This is a genomic window from Streptomyces sp. NBC_01352 (assembly GCF_036237295.1).
GTDB classification, from domain to species: Bacteria; Actinomycetota; Actinomycetes; order Streptomycetales; family Streptomycetaceae; genus Streptomyces; species Streptomyces plumbiresistens.
This window is the reverse complement of sequence record NZ_CP108354.1, coordinates 6,744,610-6,767,931: the sequence shown is the minus strand read 5'-3', so window position 1 is coordinate 6,767,931 and position 23,322 is coordinate 6,744,610. Positions and strand designations below refer to the sequence as shown.

Genomic DNA, 23,322 nt, shown 5'->3' with positions numbered 1-23,322 from the left:
AGTATGTCCACTAGGAGGCCCCCGGACGTCTACCGCGGTTCGCGTACGACCACGACGTCCCCCGCCCGGACAGTGACCGTGCCGCCCTCGACGGGCTTGCCCGCCAGCAGGTCCGCGGCACCGGCCGGGACCTCGACCTCGGCGGACCGATCACCGTGGTTGATCAGGAAGAGGTAGTCGGCGTCCTCGCCGCGTCGCAGCACCGCCTCCACCCCCTCCGGCGTCACCCGCACCGGCGTCACGCCGGCCTCCGTGCGGATACGGTCCAGCAGGTCGGCCAGCGTCGACGGGTCCGGCAGGGTCGCGACGTACCAGGTCGTGCCCGTGCCGTGGGTGTGACGCGTGACCGCCGGGACACCGGTCAGCGGGCCGGACGCAAACGACGTCACCGCCTCCGCGCCGTCCAGGCGCACCCGCTCCGACCACACCGACGCCGTGCCGCCCTCGCTCAGGCCCACCGGCTCGCCCGGCAGCAGCGGGAAGAGTTCGTCACTCCGCACGCCCAGCGCCTCGCGGAACGCACCCGGGTAACCCCCCAGCCGCACATGGCAGTTCTCGTCCACGGCCCCGCTGTGGAAGCCGACCGCCAGCGTGCCGCCGCGTTCCGCGAAGCCGGCGAGGTTCGCCGCGCCCTCGTCGTCGACCAGGTACAGGCTCGGAGCCAGCACCACCCGGTACGCCGAGAGATCCGCGTCCGGGCGGACGAAGTCCACCGCCACGCCCGCCCGCCACAGCGGCTCGTACCAGGCGCGGACCAGGTCCTGGAAGCGGACCTCACCGCTGGGCTGCGACGGCAGCTCGACGGACCACCAGGCGTTCCAGTCCCAGACGATGGCGACCTTCGCCGTGCCCGTGCTCCCCCGTACCTCCGCCAACGCGCGAAGATCCGCGCCCAGTTGCACCACGTCCCGCCAGATCTGGCTGTCCGTGCCCGCGTGCGGCAGCATCGCCGAGTGCCACTGCTCGGCGCCCGCCTTGGCGGCCCGCCACTGGAAGTAGGCGATGCCGTCCGCCCCACGCGCCACGTGGGCGAGCGCGTTGCGGCGCAACTCGCCCGCCGTCTTCGCCCGGTTGACCGGCTGCCAGTTCACCGCGCCCGTCGAGTGCTCCATCAGCAGCCACGGACGCCCGCCCGCCAGCGAGCGCACCAGGTCGCCGCTCAGCGCGATGTCGATCTCCGACTCCGGGTCCGTGGACTGGAGGTAGTGGTCGTTCGAGACGATGTCGAGTTCGGGGGCCCAGCGCCAGTAGTCCAGGGCGTCGAAGTTGTACATCACCATGAAGTTGGTGGTGGCGGGGACCGACGGGGCTGCCGCCCTCAGTACCTCACGCTCCGCCTTGTACAGGGACAGCAGTTCGTCGCTGCAGAAGCGCCGCCAGTCCAGCTGGTGGGCCGGGTTGGGGACGGCACCGGTGGCGCGGGGCGGGATGATCTCGTCCCAGTCGTAGTACCACTGGCTCCAGAAGGTGGTGCCCCAGGCGCGGTTGAGCGCCTCCAGGTCATCGGCGTACTTCTCCCGCAGCCAGCCCCGGAACGCCTCCGCGCTCGCCTCGCAGTAGCACTCCGCGTTGTGGCAGCCGTACTCGTTGTGGATGTGCCACATCACCACGGCCGGGTGATCGGCGTACCGCGCGGCCAGTTCGCCCGTGATCCGCAGGGCGGCCTCGCGGTAGGCGGGGCTGCTCGGGCAGAACGTCTGACGGCTGCCGTACGACAGTCCGCGGCCGTCCCGGTCCACCGGCAGCGCGTCCGGGTGCGCGCGGAAGAACCACGCCGGCGGTGCCGCCGTCGGCGTCGCCAGGTCGGCGGCGATGCCGTTCTCGTGGAGCAGCGCGAGGATCCTGTCGAGCCGCGAGAAGTCGTACTCGCCCTCGCGCGGCTCCAGCAGCGCCCAGGCGAAGATGTTGACGCTGACCATGGTGACGCCGGCCTCGCGCATGAGGCGTACGTCCTCGGCCCAGACCTCCTCGGGCCACTGCTCCGGGTTGTAGTCACCGCCGTAGGCGATACCGGGGACGGCGAGCTCGCTCATCGGGCACCTCCCGCCAGCAGACGGCGCGTCGTCTCCACGCCCCACTGGTCCAGGGACAGCAGCCGGTCGCTGGACGCCATCAGGCCGCCCGTCGCCTCGACGTGCGCCGCCCACCGCTCCCGGGTCTCCACCGCGGGGCGGGCCATCAGGCAGTCGGGGTCGTTGATCCAGAGGCGGCCGTGCTGCCACTGGCGGCCGGCACCGGTGAACTCGGCTGGGTCCTGGCCGGGTTGGGAGTAGTCGTCGGCCTCGGGGCGGCGGTGCGGGGCCGTGTCGGGGCTGACCCGCATCGCGTCGAACAGGCCGATGGAGGGAAGGAGGGGTGCGCCGCAGCCCAGCAGGTAGGCGTCCTCGCCGATCGCGTCGCGGATCAGCTCGATGCCGGAGCGGTACGCCTGGAGAGCGTCCGCGGATGAGTGCCGTACGCCGTCCAGGGCGCCCGCGTACAGGAAGTCGACCTTGAAGTAGTCGTAGCCCTCGGCGCGCAGCGTCGTGTAGACGGAGGTCAGGTACTCCGCCGCGGCCGGGTGGGTCGTGTCGAGGATGCTCAGGTCGTGGCCCCAGTTGCGGCCCGCGTGCGCGAAGCCGCCGTCCGGGTCGCGGACCAGCCAGTCGGGGTGTTCGGCGGCGAGGTCGCTCGCCGGGTCGACCAGGAAGGGTGCCGTCCAGATGCCGGCCCGGCGGCCCCGGGCGCGGATCGCGTCGGCGATCCCCGCGCGGGAGCGGAAGCGGCCGGAGAGGGTGAGCCAGTCGCCGAGGGCCTTCTGGTAGCCGTCGTCGATCTGGACGACGTCGACGGGCAGGTCGAGGGTGTCCATCGCACGCAGGTTCTCGTGGATGTCGTCCTCGGTGACGGCGGTGAAGTACTCGTACCAGGAGCACCAGACCGTCGGGGCCGGGCGCGGGGCCGCGCCCCCGAGGCCGGCGGCCCAGTCCGCCAGCGTCGCCTGGATGTCGGTGCCCGTGAACTCCTTCACCGGGCCGTCGGCGCTGATCTGAGCCGTGTCGCCCTCGACGAGCAGGCGGATCGACGGGACCTCCCTCAGCGGCTCCGCCGCCGCCCACAGCCGGACCGGCGATCCGTCGCCCGGGTCGAGGGCGAGAAGGCCCTCGCCCTGGAAGGTGCCGTCCGGGACGGTGACGCCCGGCCGGTAGCAGACCGTCGCCCAGTTGTCGTTCGTCGGGCGGTACGGCTTGTCGCCGAGGGCGTAGGCGCCGCTGGGGCTCCAGGACTGCCAGCCCTCCTCGTGGACGCGGGCGTTCCGCGCGTCCACGGGCACGGAGGCGACCGGGGTGAAGGGGTTGTGCACGAGGGTCTCTTTCAAGCGGGGGGCGGTCAGCCCTTGTTGGCGCCCAGGGTCAGGCCGCTGACGAACTGGCGCTGGAGCACGAAGTAGACGATCAGGGTGGGGATCGCGGTGAGCAGGGCGCCGGCGGCGACCAGGTTGGGGTCGGTGAAGTACGCCCCGGTGAGGTTGTTCAGGGCCGAGGTGATCGGCATGTTCTCGCCGGTGGAGATGAGGACGAGGGCCCAGAAGAAGTCGTTGTAGATCCAGATGGACAGCAGGGTGGCCAGGGCGGCCATCGCGGGGCGGCACAGCGGCAGCACGATCTGCCAGTACATGCGCCACACCGAGGCGCCGTCGACGAGGGCGGCCTCGGTCAGTTCGTGGGGCAGGGAGCGCATGTAGTTGCTCAGCACGAAGGCGCAGAACCCGGACTGGAAGGCGACGTGGATGAGGACCAGGCCGAGGGCGGAGTCGTAGAGCTTGCCGCTCATGGTGATGCCGGGCAGGTCGATGAGCAGGTACAGGCGGTACAGCGGGGTGATGATGACCTGTTGGGGGAGCAGGTTGCCGGCGGTGAAGACCAGCAGCAGGAACAGGTTGATGCGGAAGTCGAAGCGGCTGACGTAGAAGGCGACCATCGACGACAGGAACAGCGTCACCAGCACCGCCGGCACGGCGATGATCATCGTGTTGACGAAGTAGTGGCCCATGTCGGACTGGGTGAACGCGTTGGTGAAGTTGTCGAAGCTGAGCTTGTCGGGCCAGGAGACATAGCCCTTCTCGGATGTCTCCGCGTAGGGGCGCATCGCCGAGTACAGCGCCCACAGAAGTGGGCCGAGCCAGGCCAGGGAGGCGCCCGCGAGGAAGAGGTGCAGCAGGATCCGGGCGGGGCGGACGGGCGTGCGGGTCTTGGTGATGACGGTGGTGGTCATGCGCGCCGCTCCTTCCGGAAGGTGGACACCAGGTAGGGGATGATCACGACGAGGGAGATCAGCAGCAGCACGACCGCGATCGCGGAGCCGTATCCGATGCGGCTGGACTCGCCGATGATGTTGTTGGTGACCAGGATGGAGAGGAGTTCGGTGCCCTCTGCGCCCTTGTTGAAGACGAAGACCAGGTCGAAGGCGCGCAGCGCCTCGATGATGGTGACGACCAGGACGACGGTGTTGGTGGGGCGCAGGGTGGGGAAGATGACGTTCTTGAACGTCTGCCACTCGTTGGCGCCGTCCAGCGAGGACGCCTCACGCAGCGAGGGGTCCACGCCCTTGAGGCCGGCCAGGTAGAGGATCATCATGTAGCCGGTGTGGCGCCAGGACGCGGCGATGAGGATGGCCCACAGGTTGAGGTCGGGGTCGCCGATCCAGTCGATGTACTTGCCCGGCTCGTTGGCCCCGATGATGCTGTTGATCAGGCCGGTGTCGGGGTTGTAGATGAGCTGCCAGACGAAGCCGATCACGGCCATCGACATGACCACGGGCAGGAAGAACGCGGTCTGGTAGACCCGGCTGAAGCGGATCTTCTTGTCCAGCTGCACGGCCAGGAACAGGCCCAGCGGGGTCGGGATCGCGATCAGGACCACGAACCAGATCACGTTGTGCTGGACGGCCGGCCAGAACTGCGGGTTCTGTTCGAAGAGCTCCTTGAAGTTCTGGAGCCCGACCCACTTGATCGAGTCGAAGCCGATGCCGTCCCAGGTGGTGAAGGCCAGCGCGATCGACGCGAAGGCCGTCACCCACACCAGGGCGATGTGCAGGAGCGTCGGCAGACCCGCCATCAACGCCAGGGTGAACCGGTCGCGGCGGGTGAGCAGACGGCGGTGCCCGTGAGGCACCTTCTTCTTGGCGGGGGCAGTGCCCGCAGGCGGCACGGCGGCCGCCTCCGGGATCTCCTCTGTGGTTTCCGTTGTCATGACGAGGCGAAGATCGTCTTCTTCTGGCGCTCGATCGAGGACAGCAGACTGTCGACGCCCTTGGGGTCACGGACGAACTTCTGCAGCGAGGGCTGCATCACCGTCGAGGTGAAGTCCGGGCGGCTGTCACGGTCCATGAACTGGGTGAGGCTCTTGGCCCCGGCGATCATGTCGTACGCCTTCTTCTGCAGAGGCGTGTACGCCGAGGTGTCCGCCTTGGTGGAGGCGGCCACGACGCTCGGGTCGGCCTTGAGGTAGGCCTCCTCGGCCTCCGGGGTGCCCAGGAACTCCATGAGCTTGACGCCCTCGGCCTTGTTCTTCGGGCTCTTGCTCATCATGAAGCCGTCGGTCGGGGCTTCGACGGTGTCCTGGCCGTACGCCGGGTCGATCTCCGGGAAGGCGAAGAAGTCGAGGTCCTCGAGGTCGGCCGGGTTGGTGAACTGCTGGCCCACGAAGGTGCCCAGCAGGTACATGCCGGCCTTCTTCGACACCAGGGTCTGCGCGGCGTCCTGCCAGGTGCGGCCGACGGCGCCTTCCTGGTGGTAGGGGAGGATCTCGGCCCACAGGTCGAAGACGGACTTCACCTTGGCGTCGGTCCAGGAGGCCTTGCCCGCCATCAGGTCGACGTGGAAGTCGTAGCCGTTCTTGCGGAAGTTGATCTGGTCGAAGGTGCCGAGCGCGGGCCAGGCGTCCTTGTCGCCGAAGGCGATCGGGACCAGCTTGTCCTTCTGCATCTGCTTGCACAGCGCGACGAAGTCGTCCCAGGTGGTGGGGACTTCGTAGCCGTACTGCTTGAAGACGCTCTTCCGGTAGAAGACCGCCCAGGGGTACGTGTACAGCGGCACGAAGTAGTACTTGCCGTCCTCGCCCTTGCTCAGCTTCTGCATCGCCTCGGGGAAGTTGCCCGCGATCTTCTGCCACACGTCGTCGATCGGCGTGGCGAGACCCTTGGCCGCGAAGAACTGCATCCGGTAGCCGGCGAACCAGGTGAACACGTCGTCCGGCGTGCCCTGCAGGTAGGAGTTGATCTGCTCCTGGAAGGTGTTCGAGTCCTTGGTGTTCACGTCGACCGTGATGCCGGACTTCTTCTTGTAGGCCGCGTAGACGTCGGCGAACGCCTTCTTCGGCACCGCGTCGGACGCCTTGGAGCCGAGCGTGACCGTCTTCGGGTCGGCGGACGTGCCGCTGCCGCCACAGGCGCTGAGCAGGGGTATCCCGGCGCCGAGCAGGGCCGCGCCACCCATGCCGCGCAGCATGGTGCGGCGGCTGGGGGACGGGAAGGAGAGGCCGGAGGGAGAGAGGTCGGGCATGAACGGCTCCTGACGGGGAGGGTCGGTCTCGGAGGGTTTGAGATCCGGTCGCAATCGACCAGAAACCAACTTGACCGAACACGATGGCGCAATGACAGCCGTATGTCAGGTCATACGTCAATAGCTGTCGGCCCGATTTGTCGAAACGTAATCGACACGATCCCTCCCGCCCCCGGAGTGGATCACTTGTACGCGGCGAACGCCTTCGAGAACGCGAACGCGTCCTGGACGATCGAGCTGCACGTGGCGTCCGCGGAGTCCTTCGCCCCGCCGGGGCACTGCTTGTCCCGGGTCCCCGACCACATCGACAGCCAGCCGAGCCCCTTCGCCTTGGCGAAGTCCACCAGCTGGGTGGCGTCGTCGACCTTGAAGATCTCCGAGGTGACGTCGTTCACGCCGATCATCGGCGTGACGGCGACGGCCTTCCAGGCCGCGCTGTCGGACAGGCCCAGGACGCCCTTGACCTGCGCCTGCGTGGCGGTCGCGGCCTGCTCGGCGTAGGTGCCCATGTCGCCGCTGTACGCCGGTCCGTAGTCCATCGCCATGATGTTGACGGTGGCGATCGCGACACCGTTCTCCTTCGCGTCGGCCAGCAGGTTCACGCCGTCCTGGGTCAGGCCCTCGGGCATGACCGGGAGCGTGAAGGAGACGTCCAGGCCGGGGTGCTGCTCCTGGAGCTTCGCGACGGCCTGCGCGCGGCGCGTGTTCGCGGCCGTGTCCGGCAGCGCCCCGCCCTCGACGTCGAAGTCGACCTTGGTGAGGTCATAGGCGTCCACGACCTTCCCGTACGCCGTCGCCAGCGCGCCCGCCGAGGAGCACGCCGTGGCCAGCTCGGACCCGGCCGCACCGCCGAAGGAGACCCGCACGTCACCGCCCTCGGCCCGCAGGGCGCCGATCTGCGCCGCCACGGCGTCGCTCGCCAGGTCCGTCACCCCGCCCCACTTCGGCGTGCAGCCGCCGCCGTCGGTGACGAAGGCCAGGTTGTAGTCCTGCACGCCGGTCGCCTCGGCGCTCGCCACCAGATCGAAGGCGGGGTGGAGGGAGGTGTCGACGTAGGGGGCGAAGGCGGCGCCGGTCGTGGTGCCGGAGCCCGTGTCGGTGCTCTCCGAGGGGGAAGCGGTCGGGGTCGCGGTGGCCGTCCGTGTCGGCGTCGCGGACTGGGTCGGGCGGCCGCTCGGCTGGGGCGTCGCGGTGTCGTCGGCGGAACACTTCACTCCGTCGACGAGGCAACCGGTCGGGTCCGAGGTGCCGCTGACCACGAAGCCGACGGTGACCGACTCACCGGCCGCCAGTCCGTCCGTGTCCCACCTCGCCGACGTCACGGTGACGCGCTGCCCGCTCACTGCCGACTCGGCATTCCACAGGGAGCTCAGTCTCGCGCCCGCCGGCAGGTCGAACTCCAGCTTCCAGTCCTTGTCGGTCGCGCCACTGTTGTTCGTGACCACGTACTGCGCGGTGTAACCCGAGGACCAGTCACTGGTCCTGGTGTACACGGCTCCGGTCCCCGCGGCCTGGGCGGTGCCGGCCAGCAGGACCGCCCCGCTCCCGACCACGGCAGCGGCGACGGTCCCGCCGATCACCTTGCTTCTTGTGCTCACGTTGCGCCGATGGGTGCTCATGGCGTGGCACGCTAGCGATCCGGAATCGGACAAACGGCCTGATCAGGACGGAGGTTGGTGATCTTAGGGCGGGCTTAAGGAAGGGATCGGGACCGGTTAAAGGTGGAGACCAGCCGACCGGGCCGGCGGCGCCGTACGGAGCCTCGGTGCCCCCGCCGCAGAGGCGCCCGCTCGCGCCCGTCCAGCTGGATCCAGATCCGCACCTCGGTCCCGCCGAGCACCGACGCCCCGAGCCGCACGTCCCCGCCCGTCTCCTCCGCGAGCCGCCGCACGATGTCGAGGCCGAGCCCGGTCGACCCGGCGCTCCCCGAACCCCGGCCGCGCGCCATCGCCGCCTGCGGGTCGGGTATGCCCGGCCCCGCGTCGGACACCAGCACGATCACCGCGTCCTCGCCGTTGTGCAGGTCGACCGCGAAGGCCGTGCCCATCGGGGTGTGCCGGAAGACGTTGCCGAGCAGGGCGTCCAGGGCGGCGACCAGGTCCGCGCGGGCCACGGGTATGCGCACCGGCCGGTCGGCCCCGGCCACCCGCCACTTGCGGCCCTCGTCCTCCGCGAGCGCCGACCAGAACGCCATCCGCTCGCGCACGACCTCGGCGGCATCGCATCCGGCGCCCGGCCCGGCGGCCGCGGTCTGCGGCTTGGCGTCCCGGGCGGTACGGATGATCGTGTCGACCTCGCGCTCCAACTGCGCGACCGCGGCCCGGGTCTGCTCGGCGGCCGGCCCGTCCCCGAGCGAGGCCGCGTTCAGCCGCAGCACGGTCAGCGGTGTGCGCAGCCGGTGGGACAGGTCGGCCGCCAACTCCCGCTCGTTCGCCAGGAGTTGTACGACCTGGTCGGCCATGGAGTTGAACGCCACCGCCGCCAGCCGCAGTTCGGTCGGCCCTTCCTCCGGCACCCTCGCTCCCAGCTTCCCCTCCCCCAGTTCGTGCGCGCCCTCGACCAGGCGCTGCGCGGGCCGCACCATCCGCACGCCCAGCCGGTCGGCGACCGCGACCGAGCCGACGACGAGCGCGGCACCGACCCCGGCGAGGACCGCCCAGGCGGTGGCCACGCCGTTGCTGACCTCGGACTCCGGGACGTACACCTCGACGACCGCGATCTCGCCGGAGCTCAGCGCGACCGGCTGGAGCAGCGTGGAGCCGCCGGGCACCTCGCTGGTGGAGGCGCGGCCCAGCTTCCGCACGGTCGCGATGTCCCCGTCGGCGGCGCGCTGCCGCCCGAGGTCGACGGCCGCGGCGCCGTCCGACGCCGGTATGTGCACGGCCAGGCCCGCGTCCGAGCCGGCGGAGGCGACGACCCGCTCCAGCTGGTCGCGGTCGGTGGTGATGGACAGGGCGGGGGCGACGGCCGCGGCCTGCCGTTCGGCGTTGGAGAAGGCGCGGTCCCGGGCCATCTCCTTGATGACGAGTCCGAGCGGGATGGCGAAGGCGACCACGACCATGGTGGTGACCGCCAGCGAGACCTTGACCAGTGCCCATCTCATCGCGCCGGCTCCGATCCCGGTGGCTCCAGCTTCACGCCGACGCCCCGCAGGGTGTGCAGATAGCGCGGGCTCGCCGCCGTCTCGCCGAGCTTGCGGCGCAGCCACGACAGATGGACGTCGATGGTCTGGTCGTCGCCGTACGACTGCTGCCACACCTCGGCGAGCAGTTCCTTGCGGGGGACGACGACACCTGGCCGGCCGGCCAGGAAGGCGAGCAGGTCGAACTCGCGCCGGGTGAGGTCCAGCCGTACGCCGTCCAGCTCGGCCTGCCGGCGCAGCGGGTCGACGGTCAGGCCGCCGACGCGCAGCACGGTCTCCGGCGGGGCGTCCCCGCCGGCGCTGCGGGACCGTCGTAGGACCGCCGCCATCCGGGCCGACAGGTGCTCGACCGAGAACGGCTTGGTCAGGTAGTCGTCCGCGCCCGCGTTCAGCAGCCGGACGATCTCCGTCTCGTCGTCCCGGGCGGTGGCGATGATCACGGGGACGTCGGTGATGCCGCGCAGCATCTTCAGGGCCTCGGAGCCGTCCAGGTCGGGCAGACCGAGGTCCAGGATCACGACGTCGAAACGGAAATGGGCGACCTCGCGCAGCGCCTCCAGTGCCGTACCGACGCTGCGCACCGTGTGGGCGGCGTCGGTCAGGTGCCGGATGAGCGCCGAGCGTACGAACTGGTCGTCCTCGACCACGAGCACACTTGCCATGCGCCGCAACCTACGCCATGCGAGGGAGGCCGTTCCGGCGCCTGTGGACAACTGCGCACCTGTGGACAACGACCCGCGCACCGGGCGACATCGGTGGGACGCGTGAGGCAGTATGGCCCGCGATGCGCAGAGGACTCATACACCTACTGGCTTGGACGCTCGCCACGGGCGCGGCGGTCACGCTGTCGTGGTGGGGCGTCCACTCGGTGATGGCGGGCACGGCGTACGACCCCCCGCGCGCCCTGCCCATCACGGCGGCCGACGCGACCACGCAGGAGTCGAAGCCGCTGGCTTCGTCGACGGCCCGGCCGACGCCGTCCGCGTCGAGGAGCCCCGCGCGCGAGCCGTCCCCGACCCCCACCCGGACCCCGTCGAGCCCGCCGACGACGAGCGCCGGCCCGTCCCCCACGGCGTCCGGGCAGATCAAGAGCTACGACACCGACGGCGGCCGTGCGGTCTTCGACCTCGGGAAGACGTCCGCGACGCTGGTGTCGGCGACGCCCGGCACCGGCTGGTCGATGCAGGTGTGGAAGACGGAGTCGTGGATCCGGGTGGAGTTCGGCTCGGGCGCGGACCGGGTGTCGGTGTTCTGCACCTGGCACGACGGGCCGCCGCGCGTGGAGATCGGGAACTACTAGATCTTCTTTCGGGATCTACCGAATCTGCTGACTCACCGGAACGCGGATGCCGGCGGCGCCGGGGAGGCCACCGCGGCCGCGTCGATCACCGGTAGGGCCCCGCCCGTGAAGTCGGTCAGCGACCTGCCGTGTTCGACGCGGCCCGGGTGCGGGTCGGAGGCCGCGCGGCGGGTGAGTTCGGCGATCGGGAGCGGGTGGTCGCAGGCGACGAGGACCGCGTTGCCGAAGCGCTTGCCGCGCAGGACGGTCGGGTCGGCGACCAGGGCGAGTTCCGGGAAGCGGGCGGCCGCGGTGGCGATCTGGCCGCGCAGGTGGGCCAGCGGCGGCCCGTCGGCGAGGTTGGCGGCGTAGAGACCGCCCGGCTTCAGCGCCCGGCGGACCTCGTCGAGGAACTCGGTCGAGGTGAGGTGGGCCGGGGTGCGGGCGCCGCTGAACACATCGGCGATGACGAGGTCGGCCCATCCGTCGGGCACCTTGGCGAGTCCTTCGCGGGCGTCGACGGAACGCACCCGGATCCGGGCCCCCGTGTCCAACGGCAGCTCCCGGCGGACCAGTTGGACGAGGGCCGCGTCGCGCTCGACGACCTGCTGGGTGGAGCGGGGGCGGGTGGCGGCGACGTAACGGGCGAGGGTGAAGGCGCCCCCGCCGAGGTGCACGGCGTGCACGGGCTTGCCGGGCTGGGCGGCCAGGTCGATGACGTGCCCGAGCCGCCGCTGGTACTCGAAGGACAGATACGCCGGGTCGTCGAGATCGACGTGCGACTGGGGCGCCCCGTCGACGAGGAGTGTCCAGGCCCGCGCCCGGTCCCGATCGGGTATGAGCTGGGCGAGCCCGCCGTCCACGGGTACGGCGACGGGGGCGCTGTCCCGACGGGCGTTCCTGGACTTTCCCATGACGCCATTATCAGGCGCCGCGAGGCGCGCGGCTCAGCGGGCTCGTGCCGGCGTCAGCGGCAGTTGTCCGCCGCCTCGATCAACCGGGCCGCCTCCCCCAGTGCCGCCCGCAGCACCGCCGGATCCGTCGCGAGGTCCGCCTCCCCCGGCGGCAGCAGCCAGTCCGATCCCTCCACCGGTTCGGGGCTCAGCCGCAGCCCCCGCCCGTCCGTCTCCGTGCAGGTGCTGCCCGGTACGTCCCATCCGGCCGCGGTCCCCGGCGGGACCACGAAACCCAGCGTGCCGCAGTCGTCGTCGTGCAGGACGGGCCCGACCGCCTCGTCGCCCGCCCCGCGCCGCAGGATGTCGACCGCCTCGAGCCCGTGCCGCGTCGGCACGGTGACGACGTCGCACACGGTGTCACTGTGTCTGGTCCCCATACCGGCCTCCACCACGGAACCCCTCCTCCAACGAACGGGTCGGGAGTCGGGCGGCTCCCGGTCCACAGGGTTCAACGCGCCCACCTGTCAACGGCTACGGCGGAAGTCCGCCGCAAAGGATGGCAGTTCATGGCAGATCACGGATGAGATATCCGGTTTGTAGCCAAACACCGCGTGGCGGGTCCGTTACAGCAGGTACGTTCTTGCCCGCCGGAAACCGGGGTGTCACACGGACAACTCACCGTGAACCCACCTTGGTTCCGGCATGGTTCGACGGTTCGCACGAGAGGACCCGGCCATGGCGTCGTCAATGGTGACCTCGTCCCAGTCCCCCAGACCACCGCAGCCCAACCTCGCGTTCCGGCAGTTGCGCGGACAGCGCTCGCCGGCCGAGTTCGCCGCTGCGGTACGGCGGGCCGCCCGCGAGATCGGCGAGCGGGTCAGCTGCGACGCACGCTATGTCGGCCGGGTCGAGGCGGGTGAGATCCGCTGTCCCAACTATGCGTACGAACGGGTGTTCTTGCACATGTTCCCCGGCCGCACGCTCACCGACCTCGGGTTCGCGCCCCGCTCGTCCGTACGCGGACGACGGGCGCACGCTCCCGAGGACGCGCCCCCCTCCGGCGACGCCGGCCCGGCGTACACCGCCGGTGAGACGCCAGGGGCGTACGAGCCGTATGACACGCAGGACCCGTACGAGACGCACGACAACCACGAGGAGAGCGACGTGCTGCGTCGCGCATTCATGACCAGCGGAGGCGCCACGATGGCCGCCGTCTCGCTGGGCCCCTTAACACTCGCCTTCGACGCCGCGGCCGCGGAACGCCCCGTCCGGCGCGTCGGGACGAGCGAGGCGGGCGCCCTCGAAGAGGCCGTCCGCAGCATCCGGCTGCTCGACGACCGGCACGGCGCGGACGGCCTCTACCGTCGCGCGGCCGCTCCGCTGCGCGCCGCCTACGCCCTGCTCGACGCCCACACGACCCGGCAGACGACCGCCGAACGGCTCCACTCGGGCGCCGGTGAACTGGCCATCTCGGTGGGCTGGCTGGCCCACGACTCGGGCCGCTTCGACGACGCCCGCTCGCACTACGCCGAGGCGCTCGCGACCGCCCGGATGACCGGGGACCCGGGCCTTGAGGCACACGCCTTCTGCAATACGGCCTTCCTCGCCCGGGACGCGGGCCGGCCACGCGAGGCGGTACGCGCCGCGCAGGCCGCGCAACGCGTCGGGCGCCCGCTGGGCTCCGCCCGGCTGATGTCGCTGCTCGCGCTGCGCGAGGCGGGCGGCTGGGCCGGGCTCGCCGACCGCACCGGCTGCGAACAGGCGCTCGCCCGCGCACAGGTCCTCTTCGAGCGAGGCCACTCGGACGCCGACCCCGAGTGGATGAGCTTCTACGGAGAGGCCGAGCTGGAGGGCCTCGAGGCGCAGTGCTGGTCGACACTCGGCGACTGGCGGCGCGCGGCCCGGCACGCGGGGCGTGCGGCGCAGCTCCAGGACCCGCACTTCACCCGGAACATCGCCCTGTACACGGCGGAACTGGCGGACGACCTCGCGCGCGGGGGCCGCCCCGACGAGGCAGCGGCGGCCGGGATGCGGGTACTGGACCTGCTGGGCGAGGTCCAGTCGTCCAGGATCCAGACGATGCTCGCGGGCACGGCACGGGTGCTGCTGCCGCATCGGCGGGCGTCGGGGGTGTCGGCGTTCCTGGAACGTCATGCGAGTCTGCCGCGCACGGCGTAGCCGCGGGCGGCACTACGCCGCGAGGTGCCCCACGTCGTTCCAGCTCTCGATCGCCGGCTCCCCGTAAGCCCAGCCGAGCACCGACAAGGAGGTCGGATTGAGCCTGATCCTCGCCGCGAAGTCGATCGGCAGCCCCAGCCACCTCGCACCGATGGACCGGAGTATGTGCCCGTGCGCGAAGATCAGCACGTCCCGGTCCGCCGCCCGCGCCCAGGCGACGACCTCGTCGGCGCGGGCCGTCACCTCGGCGAGCGACTCGCCCTGGGGCACGCCGTCGCGCCAGATGAGCCAGCCGGGCCGGACGTCCTGGATCTCCTGCGGGGTCATCCCCTCGTAGGAGCCGTAGTCCCACTCCATGAGCGTGTCCCAGGTGCTCGCGCGCTCGCCGAAACCGGCGAGTTCGCACGTCTCACGCGCGCGTACCAGCGGGCTGGTGCGCACCTCGGCCCCGGCGAGACCGTCCAACGGCGCCCGGTGCAGGCGCTCGCCGAGCAGTTTGGCGCCGCGCCGGCCCTCTTCGAGGAGCGGTACGTCGGTCCTGCCGGTGTGCTTGCCGGACAGCGACCACTCCGTCTGTCCGTGCCGGGCCAGCAGGATGCGCGGTGCCATGAAGAGACCCTTCCGGGAGAAATGAGAGGCGGGGCACCTCCATCATCGCGCACGCTGTACCAGGGTCCGCCCGAGGGCAACCCGGCGGGCGATCTCTGCGTCTTTGAGGGCCGGGGGCGTGCCACGGAGGCGCGCGCATGCGCCGTAAAGTGACACGACCGGACCAGGACCACCGGACGGGCGCGACGTGAAGGGGGAGGGCGATCGGATGCCGCAGACCGAGACACCGGGCATCGAGGCGGCCCCGCGACCCCGGCTGCGCTGGTGGACCGAGCTGCCACTGATCGTGCTGGTGTACGCCTGCTACTCCGCCGGCCGGCTCCTCGCCCGGGGCGACGTCACCAGTGCCGTCGACCACGGTCTGGCGATCCTGCGCGTCGAGAAGGTCCTGCACATCAACGCCGAGCATCCGCTCAACCGGCTCTTCACGAGCGAGGCGTGGATCGGTGTCCCGGCCGACTTCTGGTACGCGTCGCTGCACTACATGGTCACGCCCGTGATCCTGGTCTGGCTGTTCAGGTCCCGTGCCGTGCACTACCGCCTGGCCCGCACCTGGCTGATGACGTCCACCTTCATCGGCCTGATCGGCTTCACCCTGCTCCCGACCTGCCCGCCCCGACTGCTCTCCCCCGGCTACGGCTTCGTCGACACGATGGCCCAGTACAGCTCGTACGGCTGGTGGGGCGGCGAGGCGAGCGCCCCGCGGGGTCTGGGCGGTATGACGAACCAGTACGCGGCCATGCCGAGCCTGCACGTGGGCTGGGCGGTGTGGTGCGGTGTGATGCTGTGGAAGTACGGCGGGACGCGTACCGCGAAGGTCGCCGGTGTCGGCTATCCGCTGGTGACCACTATCGTGGTGATGGGCACCGCGAACCACTACTTCCTCGACGCGGTCGCGGGGGCGGCCGTGATGGGGGCCGGGCTGCTGCTCGCGCCGTACGTCATGCGCTACGGGGGCCGGGTCATGGAGCCGATGCGGGTCCGGTTCGCGGGGATCGCGGCGGTCTCTCCCGGCGCATCCGCCTCAATTGTCAGTGACGGATGCCAGACTTCCGCGAGTGAGCACATTCCACGGCAGCGCGAGTCACAGTTCGCAGGCGGAGCCGAGCCGAGTGCCTCTCCCAAGGACGCGGGAGACGGGGCTGCGGCACCGGCTCGCTGAGCTGCGCGGTCCCGAGGTACCGGCCAAGGCGCTGGACGCGCGCGCCCTTGCGGCCCTCGCCGCCAACCCCGGCTGCAAGCGGCGGGCGATCCTGGACGGCGCCGGGGTGGACAAGGCGGCGCTGGCGGACGCGCTGGGTTCGCCGTCGGCCTTCGGCCAGTCGCAGTTCGCGCTCACGCGGGGCAACGCGTTCGAGTCGCGGGTCAAGGCGGACGGCGGCGCGGAGCTGCTGCGGCTGGTGCACGAGAAGCTGGACCGTAAGGCCGAGCCGCCGTCGGACGCCGAGGTGCCCGACCTCACCGCGATCGGCCCCGAGGGCCGCACCGCCCGTACGGCCCTGGCCCTGCGCGACGCCACCGCGGCCGGCGGCTGGACACTCCTCGACCACCCGATGCTCGCGCTCGACGTCGCCGGTTCGCCCGCCTTCCTGGAGCCGGACGCGGTGGTCGTGCACCCGGACGGCGGCTGGACGGTCGTGGAGATCAAGTCGTTCCCGATGCTGGACGGCTCGGCCGACCCGGCGAAGGTGGGCGCCGCCGCCCGGCAGGCCGCGGTGTACGTGCTGGCACTGGAGGAAGTGGCTGCCCGGCTCGCCCATGAAGGAGGCCCGTCCCCACGGGTGCGGCACCACGTCCTCCTGGTCTGCCCGAAGGACTTCTCCAACCTCGCCACCGCGTCCGCCGTGGACATCCGCAAGCAGCGCGCGGTGACCGCCCGCCAGCTGGCCCGCCTCACCCGCGTCCAGGACATCGCCGACGCCCTCCCCGAAGGCACCTGCTTCTCCCCCGCGCTGCCCGCCGACGAGCTGACGGAGGCCGTCGAGGCGGTCCCGGCGACCTACGCGCCCGAGTGCCTGTCCGCCTGCGAGCTGGCCTTCCACTGCCGCGACCGCTCCCGCACGGACGGCGCGGTGACCTCGCTGGGCCGCTCGGTGCGCGCCGAACTCGGCGGCCTGACGACCGTCGAGGACGTCCTGGCCGCGGCCCGCGGGGAGCTGGGCGACCCGGACGATCCGGCGGTGGCGGCCCTCAGAAGGGCCGCCGAGCTGCGGGCAGAGGCCCTCGGCCGGGGAGTGGCCGCATGTCGCTGATCTCCACCCTCGCCCGGCTCGAAGCCGTCAGCACCGGCCGCGCCCAGCCCGCCGCCACCGTCCGGCACCGGCGGCTGTCCGAGCACCCCCTGGTCCTCGTGCCGCTCACCACCGCAGGCGAGGCCGGGGCCCCGCTCGGCGCGCTGGTGGGGACCGACCGGGACGCCCCGCACCTGCTGGTCGTACCGCAGCCGCGCGACCGTGACCTCAGGTTCGCGTTCCTGGCGGAGCTGGCCGACATCGTCCTGCCCCACCTCGACGCGTACGCCGGGTCCGTCGAGGCCGCCGAGCGCACCGAGACCGACCCGGAGACCGGCAAGCGGGTCAAGGTCGAGGTCGAGCTGTGCACGGACGCCCCGCAGCTGATCGTGCCGAGCCGCGCGGGCGTCGAGTTCGTACGGCTGCTGGGGCGCTCCATGCGCTTCCGGCGTACGGCGGAACAGGACCCGGAGACGCCGTACCCCGCCCCGCCCCGGCTGCCGTTGCTGGGCCGCTGGCTGACCCACTTCGGGGAGCGCGCCCGGGTGCCCGGCTCCTCGCTGCTGCTGGCCATGACCGATGTCCTGGCCCGGCACTGGGCGACCGGCCAGTCCACCCTGGAGGACCAGCACCTCGGCGCGCTGCTCGCCTGGATCGACCCGCCGGACGGCCTGTCCGGCGCCGAGGCCGCCCTCCGGGCCGAGCTGCGCCGGGACACCCAGGGCCAGCTGCTGTGTCCGCCGGCCGGCCCGGCCACCGACCCGGCCTTCGACAACAAGCTCCTCGCCCCCGCCCTCGAGCGCTACGACCGCGCCCGCCTCGCCCTCGCCGCCGCCGAGGACGGCCTGCAGGCCGACGACCGGCTGGGCATCCTCACCGCCGCCGAGCAGGAGATCCGCGCCCTGGTGGCGAGCCGGACCCGCCCCACCTGGGACGCGGTGTGGCGTGGCCTGGAGCTGCTGCGGGAGCTGCCCGAGGGCGCGCACGTCGAGGAGCGGTGGACCCGCGACCGCTGGTCGTTCACCGGCCACCGCGACCGCGTGCTGGCCGGCGAGCCCCCGCAGCCGCGCCGCGACGACGCGGTCACCGCTGCGAACAAGCTCGCCGCGCGCGAGCGCGAGCAGGCCCGGCTCGAGGCGCAGGAAGCCCTGGACGACCCGCTGGTGATGGCGGGCCGGCGGCTGTCCGGCGAGGCGTTCGCGGGCGAGGTCACGGACGTCGTCATGACGTACAGCGAGGGCAAACGCCCGAGCCCGCGCCCGTTGGTGACCGTACGGACGGACGACCGGCCGCACCTCGGGGAGCGGGTGAAGGTGTACCGCTCTCTTGGCGGGAAGCCGCAGGCGGCCGAGTTCGTGGGATACGAGGACGAGGGTGCCCTGGTGGTCCTGCGGATCGTCGACAAGATGGGCCGCGGCAAGGAGCCCGAGGTGGGGTCCGTGCCCGAGAAGGGCGACCCGGTCTGCTTCACGCTGTTCGAGCACGAGCAGCGCGGCGGCGCCAAGCTGCCCGACCCGGAGGACACGCCGTGGACGCACGGCGGACCGCCGGGCGAGGCGGCCGCCGTGCCGGAAGTCTCCGACCCCGTGACCGAGGAGGACGTGTTGTGACCGCCTTCGATCCCGGCGCCGAGGCTTCCCGCGCCACGGAGGCGATCCTCCACGACACCCTGCACGGCTCGGCGCGCGGTGTCGTCGTCGACTCCCCGCCCGGTGCCGGCAAGTCGACGCTCGTCGTGCGCGCGGCGCTGGAACTGGCCGACGCGGGGCGCCCGTTGATGGTGGTGGCGCAGACCAACGCCCAGGTCGACGACCTCGTGCTGAGGCTCGCCGAGAAGAACCCCGACCTGCCGGTGGGCCGGCTGCACAGCAGCGACGCCGACCCGTACGACAAGGCGCTCTACGACCTGCCGAACGTACGGAAGTCGGCCAAGGCGGGCGACCTCACCGGGCTCGCGGTCGTGATCTCGACGGCCGCCAAGTGGGGGCACGTCAAGGTCGACGAGCCATGGCGGCACGCCATCGTCGACGAGGCCTACCAGATGCGCTCGGACGCGCTGCTCGCCGTGGCCGGGCTCTTCGAGCGGGCGCTGTTCGTGGGCGACCCGGGCCAGCTGGACCCGTTCGCGATCGTGGGCAGCGAGCAGTGGGCAGGCCTGTCGTACGACCCCTCCGGCTCCGCCGTGACGACCCTCCTCGCGCACAACCCCGAGCTGCCGCAGCACCGCCTGCCGGTGTCCTGGCGGCTCCCGGCGTCGGCCGCGCCCCTGGTCTCCGACGCCTTCTACCCGTACACACCGTTCCGCAGCGGCACCGGCCACGGCGACCGGCGACTCACCCTCGCGGTCCCGTCGGACGGCTCCGGCCCCGACCGGGTGATCGACGAGGCGGCGGAATCCGGCTGGGGCCTGCTGGAGCTGCCCGCGCGGCACACCCCGCGGACGGACCCCGAGGCGGTGCGGGCCGTGGCGGCGGTCGTCCGACGCCTGCTCGACCGGGGCGGCGCGGCCACCTCCGAGCGCTCCCCCGACCCCACGCCCCTGACCGCCGACCGGATCGCCGTGGGCACGGCACACCGGGACCAGGCCGCGGCGGTCCGCGCGGCCCTGGCCGACCTGGGCGTCCCGGACGTGACCGTCGACACCGCGAACCGTCTCCAGGGCCGCGAGTACGACGTCACGGTCGTCCTCCACCCGCTCTCCGGCCGCCCCGACGCCACCGCGTTCCACCTGGAGACGGGCCGCCTGTGCGTCCTGGCCTCCCGCCACCGGCACGCGTGCATCGTGGTGTGCCGCGCCGGCGTCACCGACCTGCTCGACGACTACCCGTCGACGGAACCGGTCCAGCTGGGAACGCTGGTGAAGTTCCCGGACGGCTGGGAGGCGAACCACGCGGTGCTGGCACACCTGGCCGAACACAAAGTGGCCTGGCGACCGTGATCGGCACAACGACGCCGCCGACCGCCACGCCGCCATGTCGCCGGACGGAGTCCGGCACGCCGCCGGAGGCGGCCGATGAATACAGCCCGGACGGCTGGGAGGCGAACCACGCGGTGCTGGCACACCTGGCCGAGCACAAAGTGGCCTGGCGACCGTGACCGGCTCGGGGAACATCGGGCAGCCCGGCGACCTTGAATCGCCGGAGTGACCCGGGCCGCATCCGGAGGCATCCGGCCCTCTTGCGCGGGCGCGGGACAATGGACGGTGGCCCACTCACCGACGGGTCATCCGTGACGTACGAGGAGGAGAAGACATGGCGGAGCCCACGCCGCGTCGGAACGAACCGCGGCTACGCCCCGCGCCCTTGCTCTTCGAGCCCGCGCAGGTCGCCGAGGACCCGGAGCACTTCTTCGATCTGGAGTCGATCGACGACCCCCGCGCCCTGCTCACCCGTGCCACGGAGCTGACCCACGCGTTCCGTGCGGCGACCGACCGTGCCGTGGAGTTCCAGGCGATGGCGGCGGCCCAGCTGGCCGACCCGCGCCGCTTCGACCGGCTGACGCCGGCGGACATCGCGGCCCGCGCCGAGTGGACCGAGGACTACGCGAAGAAGATGGTCGAGTTCGGCCGGGATCTGCTGCGAGGCGCCGAGGGTCCGGGGCACGCCGACCCGGTGTGAGTCGCGTGAGTCCGGTGAGCCACCTGGGCCGACGTGAGAGCAGTGGGAGTCATGTGAACCGCATACGCTGCGCGGCATATGCCAGGCGGGCAAGATACTCCCTCTCACCCCGTCACGTCCCGGTTTTCGGCAACCCTCGGAGAGGGCACGCTCACCGCCGGTAGATGTTGACGGCATGAGCAGCACACGCGAAGAGACCGTCTCCGACCGCTTCGACGTCTCGGGGGTCACCCCGGACGGAGCCGCCTGGCTCGCCTCGGCGGGAGCGTATCCGCGCAGCACCCTCGCGCTCTGGGACGAGCGCCCCGACGCCCCGGTCGTCCTTCCCTGCGGCACCGCCTTCGACGTCGTCGGCGCGCCCGCGATCTTCGGGCGCCGGATGCTCGACCGGCTGTGGGACGAGGGCCCGGGGTCGGGGCCGGTCGCGGCGTTCCGGGGCCGGATGCTGCTGTTCGCCGCGCCCGGCACGGCACAGCGGCTGCCCGCGCTGCTGCACTGGGAGGAGTTCGGGCGTACGAAGGCCATTCCGCCGCTGCTGTGCCACGGCACCGGCGACGCGGTGACCGTCCCCGCACCGATGGGCGCCGCCGGCTCCGGCACTCCGTCCGGCTGCCGCTGGCTGGTCGCCCCGGACACCCGTCACCCCTGGCTGCCGGGCCCCGAGGTGCTGCTCTGGGCGGCCGTACGGGCGGCCCGCGCGGCCGTGCGGATATCGATTTTTCCCCCGGCCGAACAGGATGCTAAGGTCTACGACGTCAGCAGGCGCCGCTAGCTCAGTTGGTTAGAGCAGCTGACTCTTAATCAGCGGGTCCGGGGTTCGAGTCCCTGGCGGCGCACAGACAACCGAAGGCCTCCTGCGAAAGCGGGAGGCCTTCGGTGCGAAACGAACCACCCGCCGCCCCGAAGGCGGCTGGGGGCCCGGGGGTCATCCCCCGGACAGACACAGCATCAGCGGGTCCGGGGTTCGAGTCCCTGGCGGCGCACAGACAACCGAAGGCCTCCTGCGAGAGCAGGGGGCCTTCAGTGCGAGACGAACCACCCGCCGACCCACAGCAGGCGGCTGGGGGCCCGGGGGGCACCCCCCGGACAGACACAGCATCAGCGGGTCCGGGGTTCGAGTCCCTGGCGGCGCACAGACAACCGAAGGCCTCCTGCGAAAGCGGGAGGCCTTCGGTGCGAAACGAACCACCCACCGCCCGCAGAAGGCGGCTGGAGGTCCGGGGTTCGAGCCCCCGGCGGCGCACAGACACGGAAAGGCCTCTCGCGCGAGCGAGGGCCTTTCGCGTGCCTCATCCAAGAGCAGCGGTCCGCCTATCCGGTCGTGATCTTCACCGTCCAGGCCCCCGAAACCGTCCGTCCCTCCACCTCCAGCCGTACGTCCTCGTCCGGCACCGTGAAGCTCTCGCCGACGCCGACCGGGGCGTCCGCGAGGGGCGGGTAGACGGAGGTCTCCCAGCAGGCCTCGCTGTGCGGGTGGGCGTCGATCACCTCGACCGGTCCGCCGCCGGACGCGGCGCCGCTGCGCACCCGGTAGACGAGGATGCCCGGCCGGCACACGTCCGCGTCGTTGCCGACCGGCCCGCGCGCCTCGAAGGCGAGCGCGCTGTCGGTCCCGGTGCGCACGACCGCGAGCTTGGTGCCGTGGCCGAGCCCGAAGGCCGGCGCCCCGGCGGCACCCACGACGGGGACGCCCGGGCCCGCGCCGAGCGGCTCCAGGGTCAGCCGGGTCGGCCCGGTGCCCTGCACACACGCCACCTGCCGGGGCCGCAGCCAGCCGAGCTTCCACTTGTGCCAGCCGAACAGGTCCGGCGCCAGCGCGAACTGGCTGCCCATCAGGTCCCAGTCCCCGACATAGGTGTCCCAGTCGCCCTTGCCGTCCACCGGACGGTGGTAGAGGTCCGGCAGGTCGAAGACGTGCCCGGTCTCGTGGGCCAGGACCAACCGGTCCGGAGGATGCTGCTCGAACACCGTGACGACCCGCCGGATGTCCGCGCCGTCGGCCCGCAGCGGAGTGTCGAGGTTGACGACCTTCGTCGCGTCGGAGTCCACGCCGGGCGCGTCCGGATCGGCGACGAAGTACACGATGTCGTGGCGCGAGAAGTCGACCTGCCCGTCGGCGGCGGCCAGCGCGTCGCGCAGGTAGGCGGCGCGGTGGGCGGCGTTCCAGTCGCGCTGTATGGCGTACGCCGTCGAGGGCTTCGGCATCCGGATCCAGTGCCCGAGCGGGTGCGGGCGCAGGGTGAACCTGCCGTAGGAAGCGCGCTCGAAGAAGCGGCTGGTCGCCGGGAAGTGGTCGGCGGTCAGCTCGGCGGTGGTGGTCAGCGGGACCGAGTCCGGGAAGGACAGGAAGACCATCACCGCGTTCAGCGAGCGGGCCGGGCGCGGATAGGCGGCGTTCCAGGTGTCCAGGCCCTCGGAGTGGTGGGCCTCGGTGCGCTGGAGGGCGCACGGGGTCGCCGCCAACGGTTCGGCGACCGAGGGGCCGGTCACGAGGGAGGTCGCGACGAGCGCCGACAACGTGGTGAACACGGCCGCGGTACTGCGCAGTCGGGGGCGCGGGAACGGACGCGGCACAGGGACCTCCGGGTGCGGTTCACGGGACACCGCACCCAGATTGCTGCCGTTTGTCGTACTACGCCCTGTTTGCCTGCACCAGATGAGTGAGAGAGCCGAAGGAGGGTCAGAATCGACACCCCCGGATCGCTCACGGAACGTCACAACTGGTCAGGCGCCTGAAAGACCCGTCCAGACGCGTGCAGAAACGATCTGTCAGAAAGCCCTGTCCTTCCGGGACACTGGACACTGGCTGGAAGGGCCTGGGGCCAGCCT

21 protein-coding genes and 1 tRNA gene are annotated in these 23,322 nt (G+C 71.8%); 10 read left to right on the top strand and 12 right to left on the bottom strand.

Features of this window, described 5'->3' with window-relative positions; translation table 11 throughout:
- Positions 1–29: 29 nt before the first annotated feature.
- The 8 genes from OG252_RS31535 to OG252_RS31500 form a co-directional block, all read right to left on the bottom strand.
- A complete protein-coding gene (locus OG252_RS31535; RefSeq protein ID WP_266439198.1) occupies positions 30–2,033 on the bottom strand; it encodes a beta-galactosidase in 2,004 nt (667 codons plus the stop codon).
- The gene (locus OG252_RS31530) at positions 2,030–3,343 is read right to left on the bottom strand and encodes a glycoside hydrolase family 36 protein (RefSeq protein ID WP_266448465.1); all 1,314 of its coding nucleotides are present in this window, start codon (positions 3,341–3,343) and stop codon (positions 2,030–2,032) included. The genes OG252_RS31535 and OG252_RS31530 overlap by 4 nt, the downstream gene beginning before the upstream one ends.
- Before the next feature lie 26 nt (positions 3,344–3,369).
- The gene (locus OG252_RS31525; RefSeq protein WP_266439195.1) at positions 3,370–4,254 is read right to left on the bottom strand and encodes a carbohydrate ABC transporter permease; all 885 of its coding nucleotides are present in this window, start codon (positions 4,252–4,254) and stop codon (positions 3,370–3,372) included.
- A complete protein-coding gene (locus OG252_RS31520; RefSeq protein ID WP_266439192.1) occupies positions 4,251–5,231 on the bottom strand; it encodes a carbohydrate ABC transporter permease in 981 nt (326 codons plus the stop codon). The genes OG252_RS31525 and OG252_RS31520 overlap by 4 nt, the downstream gene beginning before the upstream one ends.
- Positions 5,228–6,541 (bottom strand): ABC transporter substrate-binding protein, encoded by a 1,314-nt coding sequence (locus OG252_RS31515; protein ID WP_266439189.1) that lies wholly within the window; start codon positions 6,539–6,541, stop codon positions 5,228–5,230. Before OG252_RS31515 ends, OG252_RS31520 begins: the two co-directional genes overlap by 4 nt.
- A 182-nt stretch (positions 6,542–6,723) precedes the next feature.
- A complete protein-coding gene (locus tag OG252_RS31510) occupies positions 6,724–8,160 on the bottom strand; it encodes a glycoside hydrolase family 18 protein (protein ID WP_266439187.1) in 1,437 nt (478 codons plus the stop codon).
- Between the two features lie 74 nt (positions 8,161–8,234).
- Entirely contained in the window at positions 8,235–9,644 is a 1,410-nt protein-coding gene (locus tag OG252_RS31505) for a sensor histidine kinase (RefSeq protein WP_266439184.1), read from the bottom strand.
- Positions 9,641–10,345, bottom strand: a complete 705-nt coding sequence (locus OG252_RS31500) for a response regulator transcription factor (RefSeq protein ID WP_266439182.1) — start codon at positions 10,343–10,345, stop codon at positions 9,641–9,643. The genes OG252_RS31505 and OG252_RS31500 overlap by 4 nt, the downstream gene beginning before the upstream one ends.
- A gap of 122 nt (positions 10,346–10,467) precedes the next feature.
- On the opposite strand from OG252_RS31500, the gene OG252_RS31495 reads away from it, so the two are divergent.
- Positions 10,468–10,983 carry a hypothetical protein gene (locus OG252_RS31495; RefSeq protein ID WP_266439180.1) on the top strand — a complete coding sequence of 172 codons (516 nt, stop codon included), beginning with the start codon at positions 10,468–10,470 and terminating at the stop codon, positions 10,981–10,983.
- A 32-nt stretch (positions 10,984–11,015) separates the two neighbouring features.
- Here OG252_RS31495 and OG252_RS31490 read toward each other — a convergent pair whose 3' ends face one another.
- The gene (locus OG252_RS31490) at positions 11,016–11,876 is read right to left on the bottom strand and encodes a spermidine synthase (RefSeq protein WP_329340318.1); all 861 of its coding nucleotides are present in this window, start codon (positions 11,874–11,876) and stop codon (positions 11,016–11,018) included.
- Positions 11,877–11,929: 53 nt separating this feature from the next.
- On the bottom strand, positions 11,930–12,295 hold the full coding sequence (locus tag OG252_RS31485; RefSeq protein ID WP_266439176.1) for a hypothetical protein: 366 nt from the start codon (positions 12,293–12,295) through the stop codon (positions 11,930–11,932).
- Between the two features lie 298 nt (positions 12,296–12,593).
- Between OG252_RS31485 and OG252_RS31480 the strand changes: the two genes are divergently transcribed.
- The gene (locus OG252_RS31480) at positions 12,594–14,036 is read left to right on the top strand and encodes a hypothetical protein (protein ID WP_329340316.1); all 1,443 of its coding nucleotides are present in this window, start codon (positions 12,594–12,596) and stop codon (positions 14,034–14,036) included.
- Between the two features lie 12 nt (positions 14,037–14,048).
- On the opposite strand, the gene OG252_RS31475 is transcribed toward OG252_RS31480, so the two are convergent.
- Positions 14,049–14,645: a histidine phosphatase family protein gene (locus OG252_RS31475; protein ID WP_266439172.1), complete on the bottom strand. Its 597-nt coding sequence runs from the start codon at positions 14,643–14,645 to the stop codon at positions 14,049–14,051.
- 208 nt (positions 14,646–14,853) lie between these two features.
- Here OG252_RS31475 and OG252_RS31470 point away from each other — a divergent pair, with 208 nt between their 5' ends.
- The 8 genes from OG252_RS31470 (at position 14,854) to OG252_RS31435 (ending at position 21,329) form a co-directional block, all read left to right on the top strand.
- The gene (locus OG252_RS31470) at positions 14,854–15,807 is read left to right on the top strand and encodes a phosphatase PAP2 family protein (RefSeq protein ID WP_266439170.1); all 954 of its coding nucleotides are present in this window, start codon (positions 14,854–14,856) and stop codon (positions 15,805–15,807) included.
- Positions 15,758–16,897, top strand: coding sequence for a hypothetical protein (locus OG252_RS31465; RefSeq protein ID WP_266439168.1), 1,140 nt, complete (start codon positions 15,758–15,760; stop codon positions 16,895–16,897). The genes OG252_RS31470 and OG252_RS31465 overlap by 50 nt, the downstream gene beginning before the upstream one ends.
- The gene (locus tag OG252_RS31460) at positions 16,888–18,486 is read left to right on the top strand and encodes a hypothetical protein (protein ID WP_266439165.1); all 1,599 of its coding nucleotides are present in this window, start codon (positions 16,888–16,890) and stop codon (positions 18,484–18,486) included. Before OG252_RS31465 ends, OG252_RS31460 begins: the two co-directional genes overlap by 10 nt.
- Entirely contained in the window at positions 18,483–19,814 is a 1,332-nt protein-coding gene (locus OG252_RS31455; RefSeq protein WP_266439162.1) for an AAA domain-containing protein, read from the top strand. The genes OG252_RS31460 and OG252_RS31455 overlap by 4 nt, the downstream gene beginning before the upstream one ends.
- Positions 19,811–19,972, top strand: a complete 162-nt coding sequence (locus OG252_RS31450) for a hypothetical protein (protein WP_266439160.1) — start codon at positions 19,811–19,813, stop codon at positions 19,970–19,972. The genes OG252_RS31455 and OG252_RS31450 overlap by 4 nt, the downstream gene beginning before the upstream one ends.
- Positions 19,973–20,127: 155 nt before the next feature.
- Positions 20,128–20,493, top strand: a complete 366-nt coding sequence (locus tag OG252_RS31445) for a hypothetical protein (protein WP_266439157.1) — start codon at positions 20,128–20,130, stop codon at positions 20,491–20,493.
- Positions 20,494–20,668: 175 nt separating this feature from the next.
- A complete protein-coding gene (locus tag OG252_RS31440) occupies positions 20,669–21,265 on the top strand; it encodes a bifunctional DNA primase/polymerase (RefSeq protein ID WP_266439155.1) in 597 nt (198 codons plus the stop codon).
- A tRNA-Lys gene (locus tag OG252_RS31435) sits at positions 21,256–21,329 on the top strand. Before OG252_RS31440 ends, OG252_RS31435 begins: the two co-directional genes overlap by 10 nt.
- Before the next feature lie 475 nt (positions 21,330–21,804).
- Here OG252_RS31435 and OG252_RS31430 read toward each other — a convergent pair.
- Positions 21,805–23,067, bottom strand: a complete 1,263-nt coding sequence (locus OG252_RS31430; RefSeq protein ID WP_329340310.1) for a M6 family metalloprotease domain-containing protein — start codon at positions 23,065–23,067, stop codon at positions 21,805–21,807.
- Between the last annotated feature and the right edge of the window lie 255 nt (positions 23,068–23,322).

What these genes read in the sequence shown, in the direction of transcription:
- OG252_RS31535 (WP_266439198.1), bottom strand. Translation starts at nt 2,033, where the DNA reads ATGAGCGAGCTCGCCGTCCCCGGTATCGCCTACGGCGGTGACTACAAC.
- OG252_RS31525 (WP_266439195.1), bottom strand. Translation starts at nt 4,254, where the DNA reads ATGACCACCACCGTCATCACCAAGACCCGCACGCCCGTCCGCCCCGCC.
- OG252_RS31520 (WP_266439192.1), bottom strand. Translation starts at nt 5,231, where the DNA reads ATGACAACGGAAACCACAGAGGAGATCCCGGAGGCGGCCGCCGTGCCG.
- OG252_RS31515 (WP_266439189.1), bottom strand. Translation starts at nt 6,541, where the DNA reads ATGCCCGACCTCTCTCCCTCCGGCCTCTCCTTCCCGTCCCCCAGCCGC.
- OG252_RS31510 (WP_266439187.1), bottom strand. Translation starts at nt 8,160, where the DNA reads ATGAGCACCCATCGGCGCAACGTGAGCACAAGAAGCAAGGTGATCGGC.
- OG252_RS31505 (WP_266439184.1), bottom strand. Translation starts at nt 9,644, where the DNA reads ATGAGATGGGCACTGGTCAAGGTCTCGCTGGCGGTCACCACCATGGTC.
- OG252_RS31500 (WP_266439182.1), bottom strand. Translation starts at nt 10,345, where the DNA reads ATGGCAAGTGTGCTCGTGGTCGAGGACGACCAGTTCGTACGCTCGGCG.
- OG252_RS31495 (WP_266439180.1), top strand. Translation starts at nt 10,468, where the DNA reads ATGCGCAGAGGACTCATACACCTACTGGCTTGGACGCTCGCCACGGGC.
- OG252_RS31490 (WP_329340318.1), bottom strand. Translation starts at nt 11,876, where the DNA reads ATGGGAAAGTCCAGGAACGCCCGTCGGGACAGCGCCCCCGTCGCCGTA.
- OG252_RS31485 (WP_266439176.1), bottom strand. Translation starts at nt 12,295, where the DNA reads ATGGGGACCAGACACAGTGACACCGTGTGCGACGTCGTCACCGTGCCG.
- OG252_RS31480 (WP_329340316.1), top strand. Translation starts at nt 12,594, where the DNA reads ATGGCGTCGTCAATGGTGACCTCGTCCCAGTCCCCCAGACCACCGCAG.
- OG252_RS31475 (WP_266439172.1), bottom strand. Translation starts at nt 14,645, where the DNA reads ATGGCACCGCGCATCCTGCTGGCCCGGCACGGACAGACGGAGTGGTCG.
- OG252_RS31470 (WP_266439170.1), top strand. Translation starts at nt 14,854, where the DNA reads ATGCCGCAGACCGAGACACCGGGCATCGAGGCGGCCCCGCGACCCCGG.
- OG252_RS31460 (WP_266439165.1), top strand. Translation starts at nt 16,888, where the DNA reads ATGTCGCTGATCTCCACCCTCGCCCGGCTCGAAGCCGTCAGCACCGGC.
- OG252_RS31445 (WP_266439157.1), top strand. Translation starts at nt 20,128, where the DNA reads ATGGCGGAGCCCACGCCGCGTCGGAACGAACCGCGGCTACGCCCCGCG.
- OG252_RS31440 (WP_266439155.1), top strand. Translation starts at nt 20,669, where the DNA reads ATGAGCAGCACACGCGAAGAGACCGTCTCCGACCGCTTCGACGTCTCG.